Below are 17861 nucleotides of genomic sequence, written 5' to 3'. Positions count from 1 at the left end.
ATTCAACCGGCTTAAATGAGATAGGGGATTATAATAAAAAATCAAACCCTACTTATTTAAAAGATCTAAAATTAGAAGCCTTGACCGCCACTTAATGCCATATCTAATGGATTTGTAGCATAGTGATGATCGGGCTGATCTAAAATATCTTTAGTCACTAAGCCAGCAGCAATTTCGCGTAATGCCAATACAGTCGGCTTATCGTTATTGACTTCCACTAGAGGCTCAGCGATGCCTTTGGCCAGTTGATGGGCGCGCTTGCTGGCAACCAATACCAGCTCAAAGCGGTTGTCTACTGCATGTAAGCAATCTTCTACGGTTACACGTGCCATAAAGTCCTCTTGTTATCACTAGGTGATATATAAAAATTCGATAGTTAATCAATCATTATAGCAAATTTAAGGAGCTAAGTGGGTAGCTTTATTTAAGTTAACCCCAATCAAATCATTTAATTAGCCAAAACGATTACAGTGTAATCACATTATAAGCAGTGAATAGACAGTGCTACTCGCTGATTAAGTCATTAATAGTGTCTGCATAACGCGCTTGTTGACGGGCGAGAGTTTGACGTTTAGCGACAATAATAGATTTAAGTTCAGACAAAGCGGCCTCAAACTGATCATTAATAATCACATAATCAAAGTGCACGTACTGCTGCATTTCAGTGACGGCACCGGCCAAGCGTTTTTCGATAACTTCTTGAGAATCTTGACCGCGTGATGATAAACGTTGACGTAGAGTGGCTTTGCTAGGCGGTAGGATAAATATCATTGTCACATCCTCATAAAGCTCTTTGACCTGCAAAGCACCCTGCCAATCAATTTCTAAAATAACGTCCATGCCAGAGTCTAGCTGTTGGTTAACACTCTGCCGAGAAGTTCCATAGTAGTTGTCAAAAACTTTGGCATGTTCAAGGTATTCACCTGCTTGAATACCCTCGACAAACTTAGCGGTATCAGTAAAGTGATAGTGCTGACCATCAATCTCACCAGGGCGAGGTTCGCGTGTGGTATGTGAGACGCTTACTGCCAGATCGTTCGTTGTGGCGATAAGCTGTTTAACCAATGAGGTTTTGCCGGTACCTGAAGCAGCAGTGACAATAAAAAGTGAACCTTTCATAAAAGAAATCTCTTTGAGTTGGGGACTTAAATAATAAGTTAAATAACGAGTTAAATAGGGGTTTAAATAGCGATTATAGTAAAAAGGATTATGAAAAATAGATGTTTATTACGCATAAATAGCAGCCAGTGTGACTCCTATTTTACTGGATATGTTAAAGTAGTCACAAAATAGTTTGACCAATAGGGTTAAGAGACTTACAAACTTAATTAGATTTGGCATACTTTATTTATTCGATTATCTATTGTGAAGGTCTGTTATGCAAATTTATCTTGCGAATCCACGTGGTTTTTGTGCAGGGGTTGATCGTGCTATTGCTATCGTTAATGAGGCATTAACGCGTTTTGAGCCGCCTATTTATGTGCGTCATGAAGTAGTACACAACAAATTCGTGGTTTCTGACTTAGCCAATCGTGGCGCAGTATTTGTGGAAGAGCTGCATGAAGTGCCCGATGGTTCTATCGTTATTTTCTCAGCGCATGGCGTTTCTAAAGCTGTGGAAGATGAAGCGCAGCGTCGAGATCTGACAGTCTTTGATGCCACTTGTCCTCTAGTAACTAAAGTTCATATTGAAGTGGCTAAATTTGCACGTGACAATATGGATGCAATCTTAATTGGTCACCATGGTCATCCTGAAGTTGAAGGCACAATGGGGCGTTTTAGTGCTCAGTATGGTGGTGAGATTTATCTGGTTGAAAATGAGGCTGACGTCGAAAAGCTTGAAGTTAGCAATCCGGATCGTTTGGCATTTGTTACTCAGACTACCTTATCGATGGATGACACCGCAGTAGTGATTGATGCGCTGCGTAAAAAGTTCCCTAATATTCAAGGACCTCGTAAAGATGACATCTGCTATGCCACTCAAAACCGTCAAGACGCGGTAAAAGATTTGGCCAGTCGCTGTGAAGTGGTATTGGTCGTCGGCTCTCCCAATTCTTCAAACTCAAATCGTCTGCGTGAGCTAGCAGAACGTATGGATTGCCGAGCTTATCTAATTGATAATGCAAGCGAAATGAAGAAAGAATGGTTTGATGGCGTTGAAGCAGTAGGCGTTACTGCGGGCGCTTCAGCACCGGAGATTTTGATTCAAGAAGTGCTACAGCAATTGCAACAGTGGGGCGGGGACATTCCTGACGAGCTAAAAGGCATTGAAGAAAATGTGACCTTTAGCTTGCCCAAAGAGCTGCGTATACCGGTGCAGCAAGTAGGCTTGTAATAGCGAAAAATTAGGATATATTTAAAACTGTGACTTATTTAAGTCACAGTTTTTTGGCTTTTAAACCATTACTTATTTTTTAAACTGTTAAAAATCTAAAAAGGTAACATATTTAAGCAAAACTGCTAAGGCGTAACCTGTAGAACTTAAATGATAAAATTTAGATTATAGAAACAAAAACCGTAGAAACAATAGGAAAGACTGCCGCAAAGGCAGTTGCCTACCATGTTAAGGATGACTTATGGCTTCGTATTACCAATTTATCAAACGTGACACTCAGGCAGATGGAAGCGTCATTGCGTTTTATCAACCGAATGTGCATGCACAAGGGGCATGGAATGATCATGAGCAACATATGGCACCAGCCACCGGCCTTTTGGCACATGAGTTATTGCAATATTGTCCCCAGCCCAATTTACGTTTGGCACGTTTGGGCCTAGATATCTTAGGTCTAATACCTTTGGCTGAATTTAGCATCACCACCCGTTGTATTCGCCCTGGTAGAACCATTGAGCTCATTGAGTCCGTCATGAGTAGTGGTGGGCGTGATTGTATTATCGCTCGGGCTTGGCGTTTGGTTACCCAAGATACTACTGAGATTGCTGGATTAGAAGATTCAGTGATGAGCTCTGACCCCAATCAATTGCCATTATGGGAGGAGATGAAAGGTTGGCCAGGAGGATTTATAGAAAGTATTAAAGCGGTCGCTGATCCCAATCGTCGTCCCGGTAAGGGCCTTGTTTGGTTGACCACAGAGGTTGATATGGTAGAAGGGGAGGTAACCTCAGACTTAGTGCGTTTTATGGGACTGGTGGATACGGCGAATGGCGTAGTGCCTAGAAATGGGCTGCAATTGGCCGATATGCAGTGGGCGTTTCCGAATACTGATCTTCAAATTCATATGCACCGATTGCCACAAGGTAAGTGGCTAGGTATTGAGGCGGTACAGCAATACGGTGAAGATGGTATTGGCTTAACCAGTGCTGTTTTGCATGATTTACAGGGACCATTTGGGCGCAGTGAGCAGATATTAACCATTCGGGCGCTACAAAAATAGGCGACAGTATTCGATCGTATCGTTCACTAATATCTATTAATTAATTATCTATCTATCTATCAATAAAAGTGACAGATAACCCTCATAAAAAATAAATCACCTCTACCAAGAGGTTATAAAAGCCGGCCAAATCTGACCGGCTTTTTGATATGTCTCAGTCCGCTCTTTTATAATCGACAAAAATCATGACGCCTCAGCTTGAAAAACACAGGGCCTGCCCCTATTAGTAAGGTAACCCAAACGCCAGATCATAGCTTTAATAGAGTCATATGATAACGGGCGAGATAGCCAATAGGCATAAAAATAATTATGGACAAACTAAGAGGATATTATGAGCGATACTCAACAAACTGATAACCAACAACCTGACAGTCAAAACGCCACTCAGCACGTTTTTGAGGCAGAAGTTGCCCAGTTACTAAATCTAGTGACTCACTCACTGTATTCAAATTCTGATATTTTTGTGCGTGAGTTGGTATCAAACGCTTCAGATGCGTGTGATAAGCTACGTTTTGAAGCCACCAGTGATGATAGTTTGTATGAAGATGATGGCGAATTAAAAGTCCGTATTGATATTGATGAAGACGCCAAAACTATTACCTTTATCGATAACGGTATCGGTATGAATGAAGCTGATACTATCGAAAACCTAGGTACCATTGCTAAATCAGGAACCAAAGCCTTCTTAGAGCAGCTGTCTGAATCACAAAAACAAGATGGCCAGTTGATTGGCCAATTTGGTGTGGGCTTTTACTCAGGATTTATCGTATCAGACACGATCACTGTAGAATCACGTAAAGCGGGTGAGCCTGCTGAACAAGGGGTGCGCTGGGTATCAGATGGTACAGGTAAGTTTACGACTGAAACCATTACTAAGCAAAGCCGTGGTACCTCTATTACCCTACATTTGAAAGAAGAGTTTACCGAAGGTGAAGACAATTATCTTGACCGTAATAAACTAAAACGTCTGGTGAATAAGTACTCAGATCACATTAGCTTACCGATTCAAATGCGTAAAGAAGTTTGGCAAGAAGATGTGAGCGAAGACGTCGAAGGCGAAGTTGATGAGTATGGCGCAGCCGTTAGTCCTAGCGGTGAGATGGTGCTTACCGATGAATGGGAAACCATCAACAAAGCCAGTGCCTTATGGACGCGTTCGAGCTCTGAGATTGAAGATGAAGAATATACTGAGTTTTACAAAAACATCAGCTATGACTTTGAAGAGCCATTAGCTTGGACTCACAACCGTGTAGAAGGTCGTGTGCAATATACTCAGCTTCTGTACATTCCGAAAAAAGCGCCGTTTGATCTGTATGCCCGTGAGCAACAAAACGGTCTTAAGCTTTATGTAAAACGTGTGTTTATTATGGATGACGCTGAGCAGCTTCTGCCCATGTACCTGCGTTTTGTTAAGGGTGTGATTGACTCAGCAGACTTACCACTGAACGTTAGCCGTGAAATTCTTCAAGAATCACGTGATGTGAAAGCCATCCGTGATGGTAACGCTCGCCGCGTATTAACATTGCTGGCTAGTTTAGCCAACAGCGAAGACAGCGACAAACAAGATAAATTTAAGCAGTTTTATGCTGAGTTTGGTGATGTCATTAAAGAAGGTCTTGGCGAGGACATGTCTAACCAAGAGCGTATTGCTAAATTGCTACGTTATGCGACCAGCACAAATGATGGTTTAGAAACTGGCTTTGCTGACTATAAAGAACGCATGAAAGAAGGCCAAAAAGCAATTTATTATCTAACCGCTGAAAACTTAGCCGCTGCGAAGAACAGCCCTCAGCTTGAGTTATTTAAGAAAAAAGGCATCGAGGTTATTTTGATGACCAGTCGTGTCGATGAGTGGGCAATGAACTTCCTAACTCAGTTCGACGGTACGCCACTACAGAACATTGCCAAAGGGGCAGTGGACTTAGGCGACTTGCAAGACGAAGCTGAAAAGGAAGAGGCTAAAAAAGCGGAAGAGAACCTAAAACCAGTAGTAGATAAGCTAAAAACAGCATTGGGCGACCGTGCAAAAGACGTTCAAGTGTCAACACGTTTGGTTGATAGTCCGGCCTGTTTGGTGGTTGGAGATGGTGAATTAACACCGCAAATGGTGCAAATGCTGAAGCAAATGGGTCAAGAAGTGCCAGACATTAAACCAACGCTTGAGGTAAACCCAAACCATCCGCTGATTCAGAAGTTAGAAACTAGCGAGCAGTTTGACGACCTTGCACAAGTTATCTTTGACCAAGCGTTACTCGCAGATGGTGGACAATTAGATGATCCGGCGGCTTATTTGAAACGTGTTAATGAGCTTTTATTAAAATAAGTATTCAATAGCTTAATTTGTTCGTTCGATTATTATAAAAAAGGACCCAATACGTGGGTCCTTTTTTTGGTCTATATGTTAAGCAGCTAAATATCTATGGTCGGTATATAGCTATCGGCGGTGGTTTGCCTTACGACGACTTTAAAATTCTTTGACTATGGATAAACTATTTGTCATAAAGTGACCATATTAAGCCAGTTGTGTTCTTTCGTTTGGATAATGATAACCTCTAATAGTAGAGTCAAAATAAAAGACTAAAAGTCCCAAGCTAAAATAATAAAGTCAAAATAGCTTTAATTTGCTTAAACAGTCATAATATCGACATTAATAAATAATAAATTGATTTGATAACCTTTGAGCAAGCTTATGACCCAACCAATTATTACCTCTTTATTAGACAACGACTTGTATAAATTCACCATGTTACAAGCCATGTTGCATCAGTTTCCCCAGACTCATGGTGTCTATCGTTTTCGCTGTCGTAACTATCAGGATACCGCTTATCCCCTAGCAGATATTAAAGAAGCTTTAGAACAGCAGCTGGATTATTTGTGTGAGTTGAGCTTTACTCAAGATGAACTGGACTACTTAAGTAGTCTACGCTTTATTCGATCAGACTTTGTCGATTACTTAGAGTTATTTAAGCTAAAGCGTCGCCATATTATAGTCAGTGTCGATCAAAAAAATCGTCTTAACATAGACATTGAAGGCCCTATGATTCAGGCGATGTTTTTTGAAGTGTTTGTCCTAGCCATCGTCAATGAATTGTATTATCAGCAGTTGACCACGCCGGCAGTATTAGAGGAAGGGGAGTATCGTCTACAGCAGAAAGTGGCTACCTTACAAGAGTATGCGCTAAAAGCAGAACGAGGAGAGCCCCCCTTTATAGTGGCTGACTTCGGTACCCGTCGCCGTTTTAGCAAAGCTTGGCATGACCATGTGTTGGAGACCTTACACAAAGCAGCGCCTAGCATCGTGCGTGGCACCTCTAACGTCTATCTGGCCAAGAAATATAAGCTAACCCCCATTGGCACTATGGCACACGAGTTTATGCAGGCTTTTCAGGCACTCGATGTGCGTTTACGCGATTCACAAAAGGCAGCATTAGAAGCATGGGTACATGAATATAGAGGTGATTTGGGTATTGCTTTGACCGATGTAGTGGGAATGGACGCCTTCTTACGTGATTTTGACTTGTATTTCGCTAAATTATTTGACGGCTTACGTCATGACAGTGGTGATCCTTATGAATGGGGCGATAAAGCCATTGAGCATTATAAAAAGCTTAAAATTGATCCCACAACCAAGCTACTTACTTTTAGTGATGGCCTAGATATTGAAAAAGCTTGGGAGCTGCATCAGTACTTTAAGCAGCGTATTAAGACCAGTTTTGGGATAGGCACCAATTTGACCAATGATATGGGACTGACACAGTTGAATATTGTATTGAAGCTGGTCGAGTGTAATGGTCAGCCTGTCGCTAAGCTGTCAGACAGTCCAGGCAAGACTATGATTCACAATGACACCTATTTGGCTTACTTACGTCAGGTGTTTGATATTGAAGACGAGAACAATCTTAAAGACAAATAGCCGTTTTTGTAGGGTCTGAAACCCTGACGAAATAAAATCCTCATAGACTGCGTTGGTTTATGGGGATTTTATTTTATGGGTGTTGGTAGTATCAATAACCTCAAGCGTTAACCCTGTGACTTTCCTTTAAGCTTATCGTTTTAAGCTTATTCTTTTAAATGCACCCTCTTACAGTTGTTAATCTTTTAGAGTCATTAGTATTTTAAACTGCGGTGTCTTTCAAACCATATTTAGAAATTTGAGTCTGACGAGAGTGATATCTAAAATTGTAAGTTAAATATAATAATACTTATTAATGAGTAAGAATAACTGTACAATTGATTTTTAATTTTTATTAGATTATTTTAAATATGGATTAAAAAATTTATCATTGCTCTGCTTCAGTTATCTTATATTTTAAGGGTTGGATGTAAATCCGTATTTAATATCCAGTGCTTTCTAAATAGCTGTATACCAGTAGGACATAAAAATAATAGAAGACAAAACAGGTCTTACTTTACAGGAAAGCACTATGACAAAATCGAAAAAGCTTGCCGCCGAATTTTTAGGCACAATGTGGTTGGTACTAGGCGGTTGTGGCAGCGCAACTTTTGCCGCTAACTTTGGTGGGGATGGAAATCCATTAGGTATTGGATTTGTGGGTGTGGCCTTAGCCTTTGGTTTGACCGTATTAACCGGTGCATATGCTTTTGGACATATCTCAGGCGGACACTTCAACCCAGCAGTCAGTATTGGTTTGATGGTCGGTAAGCGTTTCCCAGCAGCTGAGCTACCAGGTTATATTGTTGCTCAAGTATTGGGCGGGATATTTGGGGCATTCATCATCTATCTTATCGCTTCAGGACAGTCTGGTTTTGCAATAGATGCCAGTAGTGCCGGCGCTTTTGCGACCAATGGGTTCGGTGAGTTTTCACCAGGTGGATACAGTATGATGTCTGCGTTGATTGCAGAGATTGTGCTAACCGCTGTTTTCTTGATTATTATAATGGGCTCTACCCATCATCAAGCCCCTGTTGGTTTTGCCCCAATCGCCATCGGTCTTGGTCTAACATTAATCCATCTAATTAGCATTCCAATTACCAACACCTCTGTTAACCCTGCACGTTCAACCGCAGTCGCTTTATTTGTTGGCGGAGAAAGTATCTCTCAGTTATGGTTATTCTGGGTCGCGCCTATCATTGGTGCTGTCATTGGCGGCGGAATTTATGCTTGGTTAGGCCATGAAGGTCCAGATATTATTGGTGAGTAATCCATCGTTTATCACCCTAAGCCTTCCCTAGTTGAGTTTTACTCATAAAAAAGGAGACCCTATAGAAATATAGTCTCCTTTTTTATGCTAGAAATTTAGAATATAGGTTAAATCGATAGTTGGCTTCGATAGCAATAGTCGATGTTAATAGCAATGCTAGATAGACCGCGTTAACTAGGTAATACAGAATAGGCGATGCTAATTAAATGAAGATTTTCAATGATATAAATATATGAGTAAAACGATAAAAATAGTTTCATTTTAGAAATATTTATGCTTATATATTTAGGTATCCTTACAGCTATCACAGGAAGTTGATAGCTACCCCTCAACATTTGACAAGGAGAGTTTCAATGTTAAGAGACTTATTAGAGCAACGTTATCCTCAAGCATCCTCCCGAAATGCCCCTCTAAAAATGAGCCATGATATCGGTCCTACGGACAGCCCGTTAATCGAAGACACTATTGGCGATTATTTTGACAAAGTAGTGGCTCAGTATCCCGATAAAGAAGCCTTAGTATCGCGTCATCAAAACATTCGTATGACTTATAAACAACTGCAGCAACAAGCCAATCAATTGGCCAGCAGCATGATTAATATGGGTCTACAAAAAGGCGATCGTGTCGGTATCTGGTCGCACAACAACGCACAGTGGCTACTGATGCAATTGGCAACAGCCAAAGCGGGCGTTATTTTAGTCAATATTAACCCTGCTTATCGTATTTCAGAGCTACAGTATGCATTGAATAAAGTGGACTGCAAAGTATTGGTCTATATGCGTCACTTTAAGAGCAGTGACTATGTACAAATGGTACAAGAAATGGCTCCAGAAATTTGCCATCAAGACTATCGCTATTTGGAGCTAACTACCTTACCCAATTTAAAACGTTTGATTCTGATTGATCAACCAGACACTTGGGAAACCTTCGGCTATATGCAGAATTTCTCTGACTGGTTAGCAGAAGGGGATGCCAACGACCCTAGATTGGCAGAGCGACAAAAACAGCTAAATGCCAATGATGCGATCAATATCCAATTTACCAGTGGCACCACAGGTACCCCAAAAGGGGCAACCTTAACTCATCGAAACTTATTGAATAACGCCTATCACTTAGCAGAATCACTGTGCTTATCCTCCAAGGATAAATTGTGCTTACCACTGCCTCTATATCATTGTTTTGCGATGGTATTGGGGAATCTAACCATGTTATCCATAGGGGGTACAGTGGTCTATCCTAGTAGCAGCTTTGAGCCGCTAACTGTATTACAGGCAGTCAGTGAAGAGCGTTGTACTTTATTACATGGGGTGCCAAGCATGTTCTTGGCAATGTTAAACCACCCAGAGTTTTCAACGTTTGATTTGAGTAGTTTGCGAGGGGGCTTATCGGGTGGTGCAAGCTGTCCAAGTGAATTGATGCAGCGCGTCATCAATGACATGCATATGAAAGAGCTGAGCATCGCTTATGGCATGACTGAAACCAGTCCGAAGTCTACCCAAACATTGCCAACGACTGAATTTAAAAAACGTATTTCGACAGTGGGTGTGGTTCAGCCGCATTTAGAAGTGAAAATTGTTGACACAGAGACGGGCGAAACGCTGCCTATTGGTGAAGTGGGGGAAGTACTGACCAAAGGCTATGCAGTAATGCAAGGCTACTGGAATGACAAGATTAAAACCGACGAGGCAGTCGTTGATGGCTGGATGCACACCGGTGATTTAGGCAGCATGGATGAGCAAGGCTATATCTCAATTGTAGGGCGTAGCAAAGATATGATTATTCGCGGTGGGGAAAATATTTATCCCATTGAAGTCGAAAACTTCTTATATCGTCATCCCAAAATCTCTGACGTACAAATAGTAGGGGTACCAGATAAGCAGTATGGTGAGGTTCTAGCCGCTTGGATTATTCCTAGAGCAGGAGAAACCATCACTGAACAAGAAATACGTGATTTTTGTTATAACCAAATTGCTCACTTTAAGATTCCTACTTATATTCGTTTTGTTGAGCAGTACCCAATGACGGTAACTGGGAAAATTCAAAAATTCAAAATTATTGAGGCTATGAAAGAAGAATTAGGCATAGTAGCATAGGTCTAATTTTATGATTAATCTTTAATACGCAGTGTATTTGTATCCTCTTAGCTAATATAAAGCCCAGCCTGAATTTTCAGACTGGGCTTTTGGCTTAAATACAAAACTGTCATTCAGCTTTTTAACAGCGTCAGACAATGTATAAAGTATGACGATTATTACTTACTCTTAAGACGCTTTTTCCAACGTCTTGCAAAGTGAGCAAACAACGCCATTGTGTTGAGGTGAGTACAATACATCAGGACGCTCATATTGCTGTTCACATTCTACACAGTGATACAAAGTAGCCACTGGTGTTCCTTCCCTATCGAAACGTGATTCTTCGATACCATCATTATTCTGTTTTAGATAGTATTTACCCTTGGTAATAATCGCCATTAAAGGGGTCAGTACAAAGCCGACTACCAAAGCAATAATAGGAGAGTATGGCGCTAGAAAATCGCCTAGAACCCCAAAGAATGCCAAGATAGATAGGCCTGCTGCTACACCAAATGCTACCAAACCAACTGGGTTAAAATCATATAACATACCGCGGCGGAATTCAGGCTCTTTCGGAGACAGTCCAAGTACATACTTATTAATGGCAATATCAGTTGAGACCACCACAATCCAAGCAATCGCGAAGTTAGAATAGAAGCCTAGGATTTTACCTAGAGCTGAGAACATATCCATTTCCATTAATAACAAGGCGATAGACACGTTGAAAATAACGAAGATAATGCGACCTGGATAGTGTTTGGTTACTCGAGCATAGGCACTGGTCCAAGACAATGACCCAGAGTAAGCATTAGTAACGTTGATTTTAATTTGTGAAATAACCACTAAGATAACAGCCAAAGCAATGGCAAATCCGCCGGGAATAATATTTTGGAATACTGATGTGAACTGCTGTACCGGCTCAGTAATGACATTGTCAGGTAGCATATTGGCCATTAAATAGAAGGCCAAGAAAGCACCTGTAATTTGTTTGATAGCTCCTAACACGACCCAACCTGGTCCTGCCGACAGCATGGCAATCCACCAAGAAACTTTGTTTTCTTCCGTCTTAGCAGGCATGAAACGTAGATAGTCAATCTGCTCACCGATTTGCATAATCAGTGCCAAACAGACGCCTGCACCTAGCATAACCGCAGACATATCGAGACCTGTATAGTCGCCATTACCGGAGAATGCGGCCCAGTCATTGACCATACTTGGGTTTTGGAACACTAAGTAGGCTACGGGGCCAACCATTAGAAATAACCATAGTGGGGTAGTCCAGACTTGTAATTTACTAAGTGCCTTCATACCAAAGACAACCAGAGGGATTACCATGACACTAGATAGAAGATAGCCTAACCATAACGGTACCCCGAGCCCCATTTTGAGACCTTGCGCCATAATAGCGCCTTCTAATGCGAAGAAAATAAAGGTAAAACTGGCGAAAATGATACTGGTGATTACCGTTCCATAATAGCCAAAACCTGAGCCCCGCGAGATCAAGTCCAAGTCAATATTATAGCGAGCCGCATAGTAAGAGACCGGAATACCGGTTAAAAAGATAACCACTGCGGCCAACAAAATGGCCACAACTGCATTGGTTGTACCATAAGCCAAGCCAATACTGGCTCCAATGGAAAAGTCAGCCAAATAAGCGATACCGCCAAGTGCGGTAATGGCCACCACACCTGGCGTCCATTTACGAAAGCTATGTGGAGCATAGCGTAAAGTATAATCTTCTAAGGTTTCGTTAACGGCCGAATTCGCAGGCTCGCCTGGATTTAAGGGCACGTCATTAATAATTGGAGCGGTATCTTTAGGGTTCATAGTACACACCTTATGGCTCGATTGAATGATAACTTAAACCTAGAGAAACTAACGAATATGTTGGCTTTAAGATTGGCTAGGTTTAAGAATAAAAACAAAGGGTTAACGAGTTAACTTATTGGAAAAGGTGCAAGTTATGTACCACGTTAAAAATAAGACAGCCGCTATTATTTGCACCTAATTAAGGCACAGATGCGTCATAGTGGAAGATATATCGCCATAGAGTCGATACAGTCAAGGAAACCTGTACTTTACGAGGGCTTACTTTCAAAAGTAGAGTGCTATGTTAGAATCGCTATATAAATCGATAGATAAGAATTTCATTCTCATTTTGGCCCAAGCCAAGTTAAATCGTCAGGTTTAAAGGGTGTTTTATAAACCTGTACTATTTATAAGTCATCTTATTTAAAAAAGGATGTGTCATATGTCAGCGTTAACATTACAAACTAAAAATCGCTGTTTCAATGGTGAGCAGCGTTATTACTCGCATCAATCCTCTGTGACCAATACAGAGATGATCTTTAGTATTTATTTACCAGACGAAGCCCTTGTTGGTAAGACGTGCCCAGCGATATTGTATCTCTCAGGATTAACCTGCAGCCCAGACAACGTCACTCATAAAGCACACTTCCAACAAAAATGTAGTGAACTGGGTATGATATTTGTCGCCCCTGATACTTCACCTAAAGGTGAAAACGTGGCGAATGATGATCGCTATTTTGTGGGTCAAGGTGCCAGCTATTATGTGGACGCTACTGAGCAACCTTGGGCAGAGAACTTCAAAATGCACAGTTATATTGCTGAAGAGTTTTACGACTTGATTCGCAGTCAGTTTGCCATAAGTAGTGTGGGCATAACCGGTCATTCAATGGGCGGGCATGGGGCCATTATGTTTGGCTTTAAATACCCCAGTAAATTTATCAGTGTTTCAGCGATTGCACCTGTTTGTGTGGCCAGTGAGTCGGATTGGGGTAAAGCGGCATTTGGGGAGTACTTTGGTCAAGACAATGATCAACAGCAGGCTTGGTCACAGTTTGATGCTGTGACGGTGGTAGAGCAGGCAGGCAAGCAGTATCCACTAATATTAGTTGATCAAGGCGCAGCAGATGATTTTTATATTGACGGTTATTTACGCCCTGAAGCCTTACAGCAAGCTTGTCAAAAAGCAGAGCAACCATTAACTTTGCGTTATCACGCTGGCTATGATCACAGTTACTATTTTATTCAAACGGTGATTGAAGATCATATTGAGCACCATTATAACGCCGCATTAACTCATGGATAGCTATACGACTGTCGACTTAGCTTTTGCTTTGTCTATTTTTAATTAAAAGTTTTTCTTTTAACTAACAGCTTTTCTTTATTAGTTTAGAATGAGGGTGGGGCTAGCGATAGCACCACCTTTAAAATCTTAAAAATGCTAATTTAGACTGCTCGTCTGCCATAAATAGGTGTGAGTTTTAATGGAATATAATGTGCTAAATAACATTATTAAGTATCTTGACTAGTAGCATATCTTAAAATATAATCGGTGCTACTCAAGGGGAGTAACTTCTCACTTTATTATTAAGTTTGTGGCTTATCGTCATTCCATAAGGCATCGTTAAATCAATAACGTTACTTATCGGTAAGTCAACTATTATTAAAATAGTTAGCCAGACCTTGACCTGTTGTTAATCATTTGTGATTGGCATGGGTCAAGGTTTTTTGCGTTTTAAATCACCTTCACTTGTCGCTCATCACAAGATTATCAAATTTTGATGATATCTTTTAGGAGCGATTATGTCACTTGCTAGTTTACCTACGACGGAAGCATTGAGTATTGGTAGTCCAACACTATATGCAATTTTTTTCTCCATCGTAGCCATCTTATTATTAGTCGATTTTTTTACTTTCAAAACACCTTTGAATGGTGAAAGTGTGTCCATGCGTCAAGCAGGCATTTGGAGCGCTATCTGGGTTGGTGTATCGGCACTATTTGCCGCAGGACTTTGGTGGTATTTACAACAAAACTTCGGTATTAGTCTAGCGAATCAGAAAGTTACTGAGTTTGTTACAGGTTATTTATTGGAAAAATCATTAGCAATTGATAACGTATTTGTGTGGTTAATGATTTTTGCAGCTTTTGCCGTCTCACCTGCTATGCAACGTAAAATTTTATTATATGGCGTAATTGGTGCCATTATTATGCGTACGGTAATGATTTTTGCGGGTGCTTGGCTCGTCAGTGAATTTAGTTGGATTTTATACTTATTCGGTGCTTTCTTGCTCTATACTGGGTTTAAAATGTGGCAAAATCATAATGTACAAGAAGATCCTAAACAATCGGAGATATATCGATTTTTACAAAAATATTTACGTTTGACGGACGAAACCCATGACGCATCTGGTCAAGAACGATTTGTACTGATCAAAAACGGGATTAAATATTTTACCCCGTTTGCGGTGGTGTTGGTTTTAGTAGAGTTATCTGATGTGATTTTTGCGGTGGATTCAATTCCTGCAATCTTTGCAGTGACGACCGACCCGTTTATTGTACTAACGGCAAACTTGTTAGCGATTTTGGGATTGCGCGCCATGTTCTTTTTATTATCAGGATTGGCGGATAAGTTCCACTTATTACCGTATGCTTTGAGCGTGATTTTGATATTCATCGGTACTAAAATGCTATTACTTGATGTATTTCATGTGCCTATGGCGATTTCTCTTGGCTTTATTGTGTTGGTTTTAACCGTGACTGCATTTTTATCAATAAAATATCCTAACTTAGCCAAATAGCTTAGTAATTACTAAGGTTTAGATAACGTTAATGTTTTTTAATTATGAGAAGATAAACCTTTATATGAAGGCTTATCTTCTTGAGTAAACCTAATGACTTGGAAAACCTTAGTTGTCTACTTTCGATACATGATTGAATGACTGTTTAGGAGCCGTCGTTATTTAGTAATTTTGACAGTAAATTAAGGCTTATGGCGCTGTTACTTAGCTCCATTGATATGTCTAAATCTAATGAAAGGCTTAAACCCCAAGTTTTAAGCCTTGAGTTTTAGGCTTTAGTTTTTAAGCTTTAATATGAGTTTATTTCGGCATTAACATACTTTTAAACGATACATAAATTAAAAAGCATTTAGGAGAAACTATTGTCAACAAAAGACACATTACCCACTATGCAAGCGGATATGGACAGATTACTGAGCCAGAAGGCTGATTTGACGCATGAGCCATCTATAAGCACAGACAGTTGTGTCCCTGATGTCACTGTTCTTGATGATATACAAATCTCACGTATTATTGAGATGGCATGGGAGGACAGAACACCATTTTCAGCCATTGAGCGCACGTATGGCCTTAGTGAACCTGAGGTTATTAAACTGATGCGAAGTCAATTAAAGCCGTCTTCTTTTAGAATGTGGCGTAAACGAGTATCGGGGAGAGTTACTAAGCATCAAAGCAAACGACCTTTTGAAGTTGGACGTGCTTACTGTAAAACCCAGTATAAACCTCGTTAAAGTTTGATAGAATACAGATACTCATTAAACAGGTTTGCAGCCTAACGTATTCATGTATTAATTGTCCTAATATTATGTACTTGCTGTACTGTCTTTCAAATAATTATTAGAAGCTATATTCATAAGCTAAAGCCAGATTATTTTTGGTATAAAATAAGGCACTACCAGATGAAATTGGGTTGAATCGTCGTTCTATTCACTCTGAATTTTGACAAAGTATTGCGTTATTTTAAGCAGCAATAATCCAATATCGCTTGTAAGTATGAGTTTCTACAATCCTCGGTAGCCTATTATGATTTGTCCTGAAAAGCCCTATCTTATTGCCCCCTCTATTCTTTCAGCTGACTTTGCACGTTTGGGAGAAGAGGTTGAGAATGTCCTAAAATCTGGCGCTGATGTCGTGCATTTTGATGTTATGGACAATCACTATGTGCCCAATCTCACCTTTGGTAGTATGATATGTAATGCCCTACGTGATTACGGTATCGATGCCCCCATTGATGTGCATTTGATGGTGTCACCAGTAGACAGCATGATTGAGCAGTTCTTGGAAGCAGGCGCTAGTATTATTACTTTTCACCCAGAAGCGACCAACCATATCGACCGCTCATTACAGATGATTAAAGACGGTGGTGCTAAATGTGGCTTGGTATTAAATCCTGCTACACCGTTACACTATCTTGATTATGTTATGGATAAGGTCGATCAAATCCTACTCATGAGCGTCAACCCAGGCTTTGGTGGTCAGTCATTTATTGAAGGTACCTTAGATAAAATTAAACAGGTACGTCAACGTATTGATGCCAGTGGCCGAGAAATTCGTCTAGAAGTGGATGGTGGGGTGAAAGCCAGTAATATCAGAGCCATTGCAGAAGCTGGGGCAGACATGTTCGTTGCTGGGTCAGCGATTTTTAATCAGCCTGACTATAAACAAGCCATTGATGCTATGCGTCATGAATTAAGCCTTGTAGGTACTGCCCAAGCCTAATACTGCCTTGGGGTTAACAGAAACCTCATACCTGAACTGAAATTTGATCGATTAAAGAGGCGCTATGACAAACGATAAGTCTAGAAATGATAAGCCTATAAATGGCGGGCTGAACTCTGAGCTGAATACGAGTAATGTTACCCAAGATTCGTTGACTGCGAAGCCAAGCTTAGTGCCTAAAGCATTTACGGTTGGTTTGGCTATCTTTTCTTTGGTGCTTAGCTTGTCAGGTTATGTCTTTCGTTATATAACCGGTGACTCTATCAGTGCTATTTTGCGTCATGCTGTGGTGCTGGTGCCGGCCTTTGTGATAGGCGTTCCGCTTGCTTTTTGGATTGGTGCCTTGATTATGAATAAGGTAAAGGGTATGCATATTCAAAGACGTAATGCCTTTACCTTAGGCTGGCTTATTTCCTGCGTGACCATGCTTTGGTTGATGGGTACTTATAGCTAACTGCGATATATCGGCGTTAGGTAATATATTGTGGTTAAGTTAATCTCTTATAGCATAGCAATATAAATGGTATAACAATATAAAAAGGAACTCACTTGTCGATTTTTGATCGCAATTCATTTTATTATCCTTATCCCGAAAGTATACCCAAGGGGCTGATTAAAGCGTTAATTATTGGCTGTCTGTTAATGGGACTTTCGGGTCTGCGTCATGCAGAAGGTTGGCAAGGCTGGTTGGCAGTGTTTGAGAATTGGCTGTTGATGTTGGTTATTTTTCCGACCGCTACCGCCGTAGTGGCCCTCCCTTTCAAATACCGCGACCCTACCTTTGAACTTAAAAATGCTTATTATCTAGGAATGTTTGTGTCATTCTTATTTCAAATGGCTAAATTAAGGTATTGGCGTTAACGCACTTGTTAGCCCTTTGATCTATAGAGCTTTCTTATCAGGCATTTATA

General features: G+C 40.6%; 15 protein-coding genes. 12 read left to right on the top strand and 3 right to left on the bottom strand.

Features of this window, described 5'->3' with window-relative positions:
- Window positions 1–71: 71 nt before the first annotated feature.
- Both rpoZ and gmk read right to left on the bottom strand, forming a co-directional pair.
- Entirely contained in the window at window positions 72–332 is a 261-nt protein-coding gene (rpoZ, locus tag LK453_RS00845) for a DNA-directed RNA polymerase subunit omega (RefSeq protein ID WP_007394091.1), read from the bottom strand.
- A 172-nt stretch (window positions 333–504) separates the two neighbouring features.
- Window positions 505–1119, bottom strand: coding sequence for a guanylate kinase (gmk, locus tag LK453_RS00840; protein WP_201537745.1), 615 nt, complete (start codon window positions 1117–1119; stop codon window positions 505–507).
- Window positions 1120–1378: 259 nt separating this feature from the next.
- On the opposite strand from gmk, the gene ispH reads away from it, so the two are divergent.
- From ispH to LK453_RS00810, 6 genes are all read left to right on the top strand, one after another.
- Window positions 1379–2335, top strand: coding sequence for a 4-hydroxy-3-methylbut-2-enyl diphosphate reductase (gene ispH, locus LK453_RS00835; protein ID WP_201537743.1), 957 nt, complete (start codon window positions 1379–1381; stop codon window positions 2333–2335).
- Between the two features lie 241 nt (window positions 2336–2576).
- Window positions 2577–3392 carry a thioesterase family protein gene (locus LK453_RS00830; RefSeq protein WP_201537741.1) on the top strand — a complete coding sequence of 272 codons (816 nt, stop codon included), beginning with the start codon at window positions 2577–2579 and terminating at the stop codon, window positions 3390–3392.
- Between the two features lie 331 nt (window positions 3393–3723).
- The gene (gene htpG / locus LK453_RS00825; protein WP_201537739.1) at window positions 3724–5715 is read left to right on the top strand and encodes a molecular chaperone HtpG; all 1992 of its coding nucleotides are present in this window, start codon (window positions 3724–3726) and stop codon (window positions 5713–5715) included.
- A 366-nt stretch (window positions 5716–6081) separates the two neighbouring features.
- Window positions 6082–7305 (top strand): nicotinate phosphoribosyltransferase, encoded by a 1224-nt coding sequence (gene pncB, locus LK453_RS00820; protein WP_379652735.1) that lies wholly within the window; start codon window positions 6082–6084, stop codon window positions 7303–7305.
- Between the two features lie 511 nt (window positions 7306–7816).
- A complete protein-coding gene (gene aqpZ, locus LK453_RS00815) occupies window positions 7817–8554 on the top strand; it encodes an aquaporin Z (RefSeq protein WP_201537737.1) in 738 nt (245 codons plus the stop codon).
- 353 nt (window positions 8555–8907) lie between these two features.
- Window positions 8908–10647: an AMP-binding protein gene (locus LK453_RS00810; RefSeq protein WP_201537735.1), complete on the top strand. Its 1740-nt coding sequence runs from the start codon at window positions 8908–8910 to the stop codon at window positions 10645–10647.
- Window positions 10648–10815: 168 nt separating this feature from the next.
- Here LK453_RS00810 and LK453_RS00805 read toward each other — a convergent pair whose 3' ends face one another.
- Window positions 10816–12453, bottom strand: a complete 1638-nt coding sequence (locus LK453_RS00805; protein ID WP_227674361.1) for a purine-cytosine permease family protein — start codon at window positions 12451–12453, stop codon at window positions 10816–10818.
- Between the two features lie 424 nt (window positions 12454–12877).
- On the opposite strand from LK453_RS00805, the gene fghA reads away from it, so the two are divergent.
- The 6 genes from fghA (at window position 12878) to LK453_RS00775 (ending at window position 17811) form a co-directional block, all read left to right on the top strand.
- A complete protein-coding gene (gene fghA, locus LK453_RS00800) occupies window positions 12878–13738 on the top strand; it encodes an S-formylglutathione hydrolase (protein ID WP_201537733.1) in 861 nt (286 codons plus the stop codon).
- Window positions 13739–14235: 497 nt separating this feature from the next.
- Entirely contained in the window at window positions 14236–15231 is a 996-nt protein-coding gene (locus LK453_RS00795) for a TerC family protein (RefSeq protein WP_201537731.1), read from the top strand.
- 494 nt (window positions 15232–15725) lie between these two features.
- On the top strand, window positions 15726–15962 hold the full coding sequence (locus LK453_RS14365) for a TIGR03643 family protein (RefSeq protein ID WP_288776226.1): 237 nt from the start codon (window positions 15726–15728) through the stop codon (window positions 15960–15962).
- 292 nt (window positions 15963–16254) lie between these two features.
- Window positions 16255–16950: a ribulose-phosphate 3-epimerase gene (gene rpe, locus LK453_RS00785; protein WP_201537727.1), complete on the top strand. Its 696-nt coding sequence runs from the start codon at window positions 16255–16257 to the stop codon at window positions 16948–16950.
- Window positions 16951–17014: 64 nt separating this feature from the next.
- Window positions 17015–17404: a hypothetical protein gene (locus LK453_RS00780; RefSeq protein ID WP_227674362.1), complete on the top strand. Its 390-nt coding sequence runs from the start codon at window positions 17015–17017 to the stop codon at window positions 17402–17404.
- A 95-nt stretch (window positions 17405–17499) separates the two neighbouring features.
- Window positions 17500–17811: a hypothetical protein gene (locus tag LK453_RS00775; protein WP_201529207.1), complete on the top strand. Its 312-nt coding sequence runs from the start codon at window positions 17500–17502 to the stop codon at window positions 17809–17811.
- Window positions 17812–17861 lie beyond the last annotated feature (50 nt).

Source organism: Psychrobacter sanguinis (assembly GCF_020736705.1).
GTDB classification, from domain to species: Bacteria; Pseudomonadota; Gammaproteobacteria; order Pseudomonadales; family Moraxellaceae; genus Psychrobacter; species Psychrobacter sanguinis.
The sequence above is the reverse complement of the archived record's forward strand: the minus strand, read 5'-3'. Positions and strand labels throughout refer to the sequence as shown.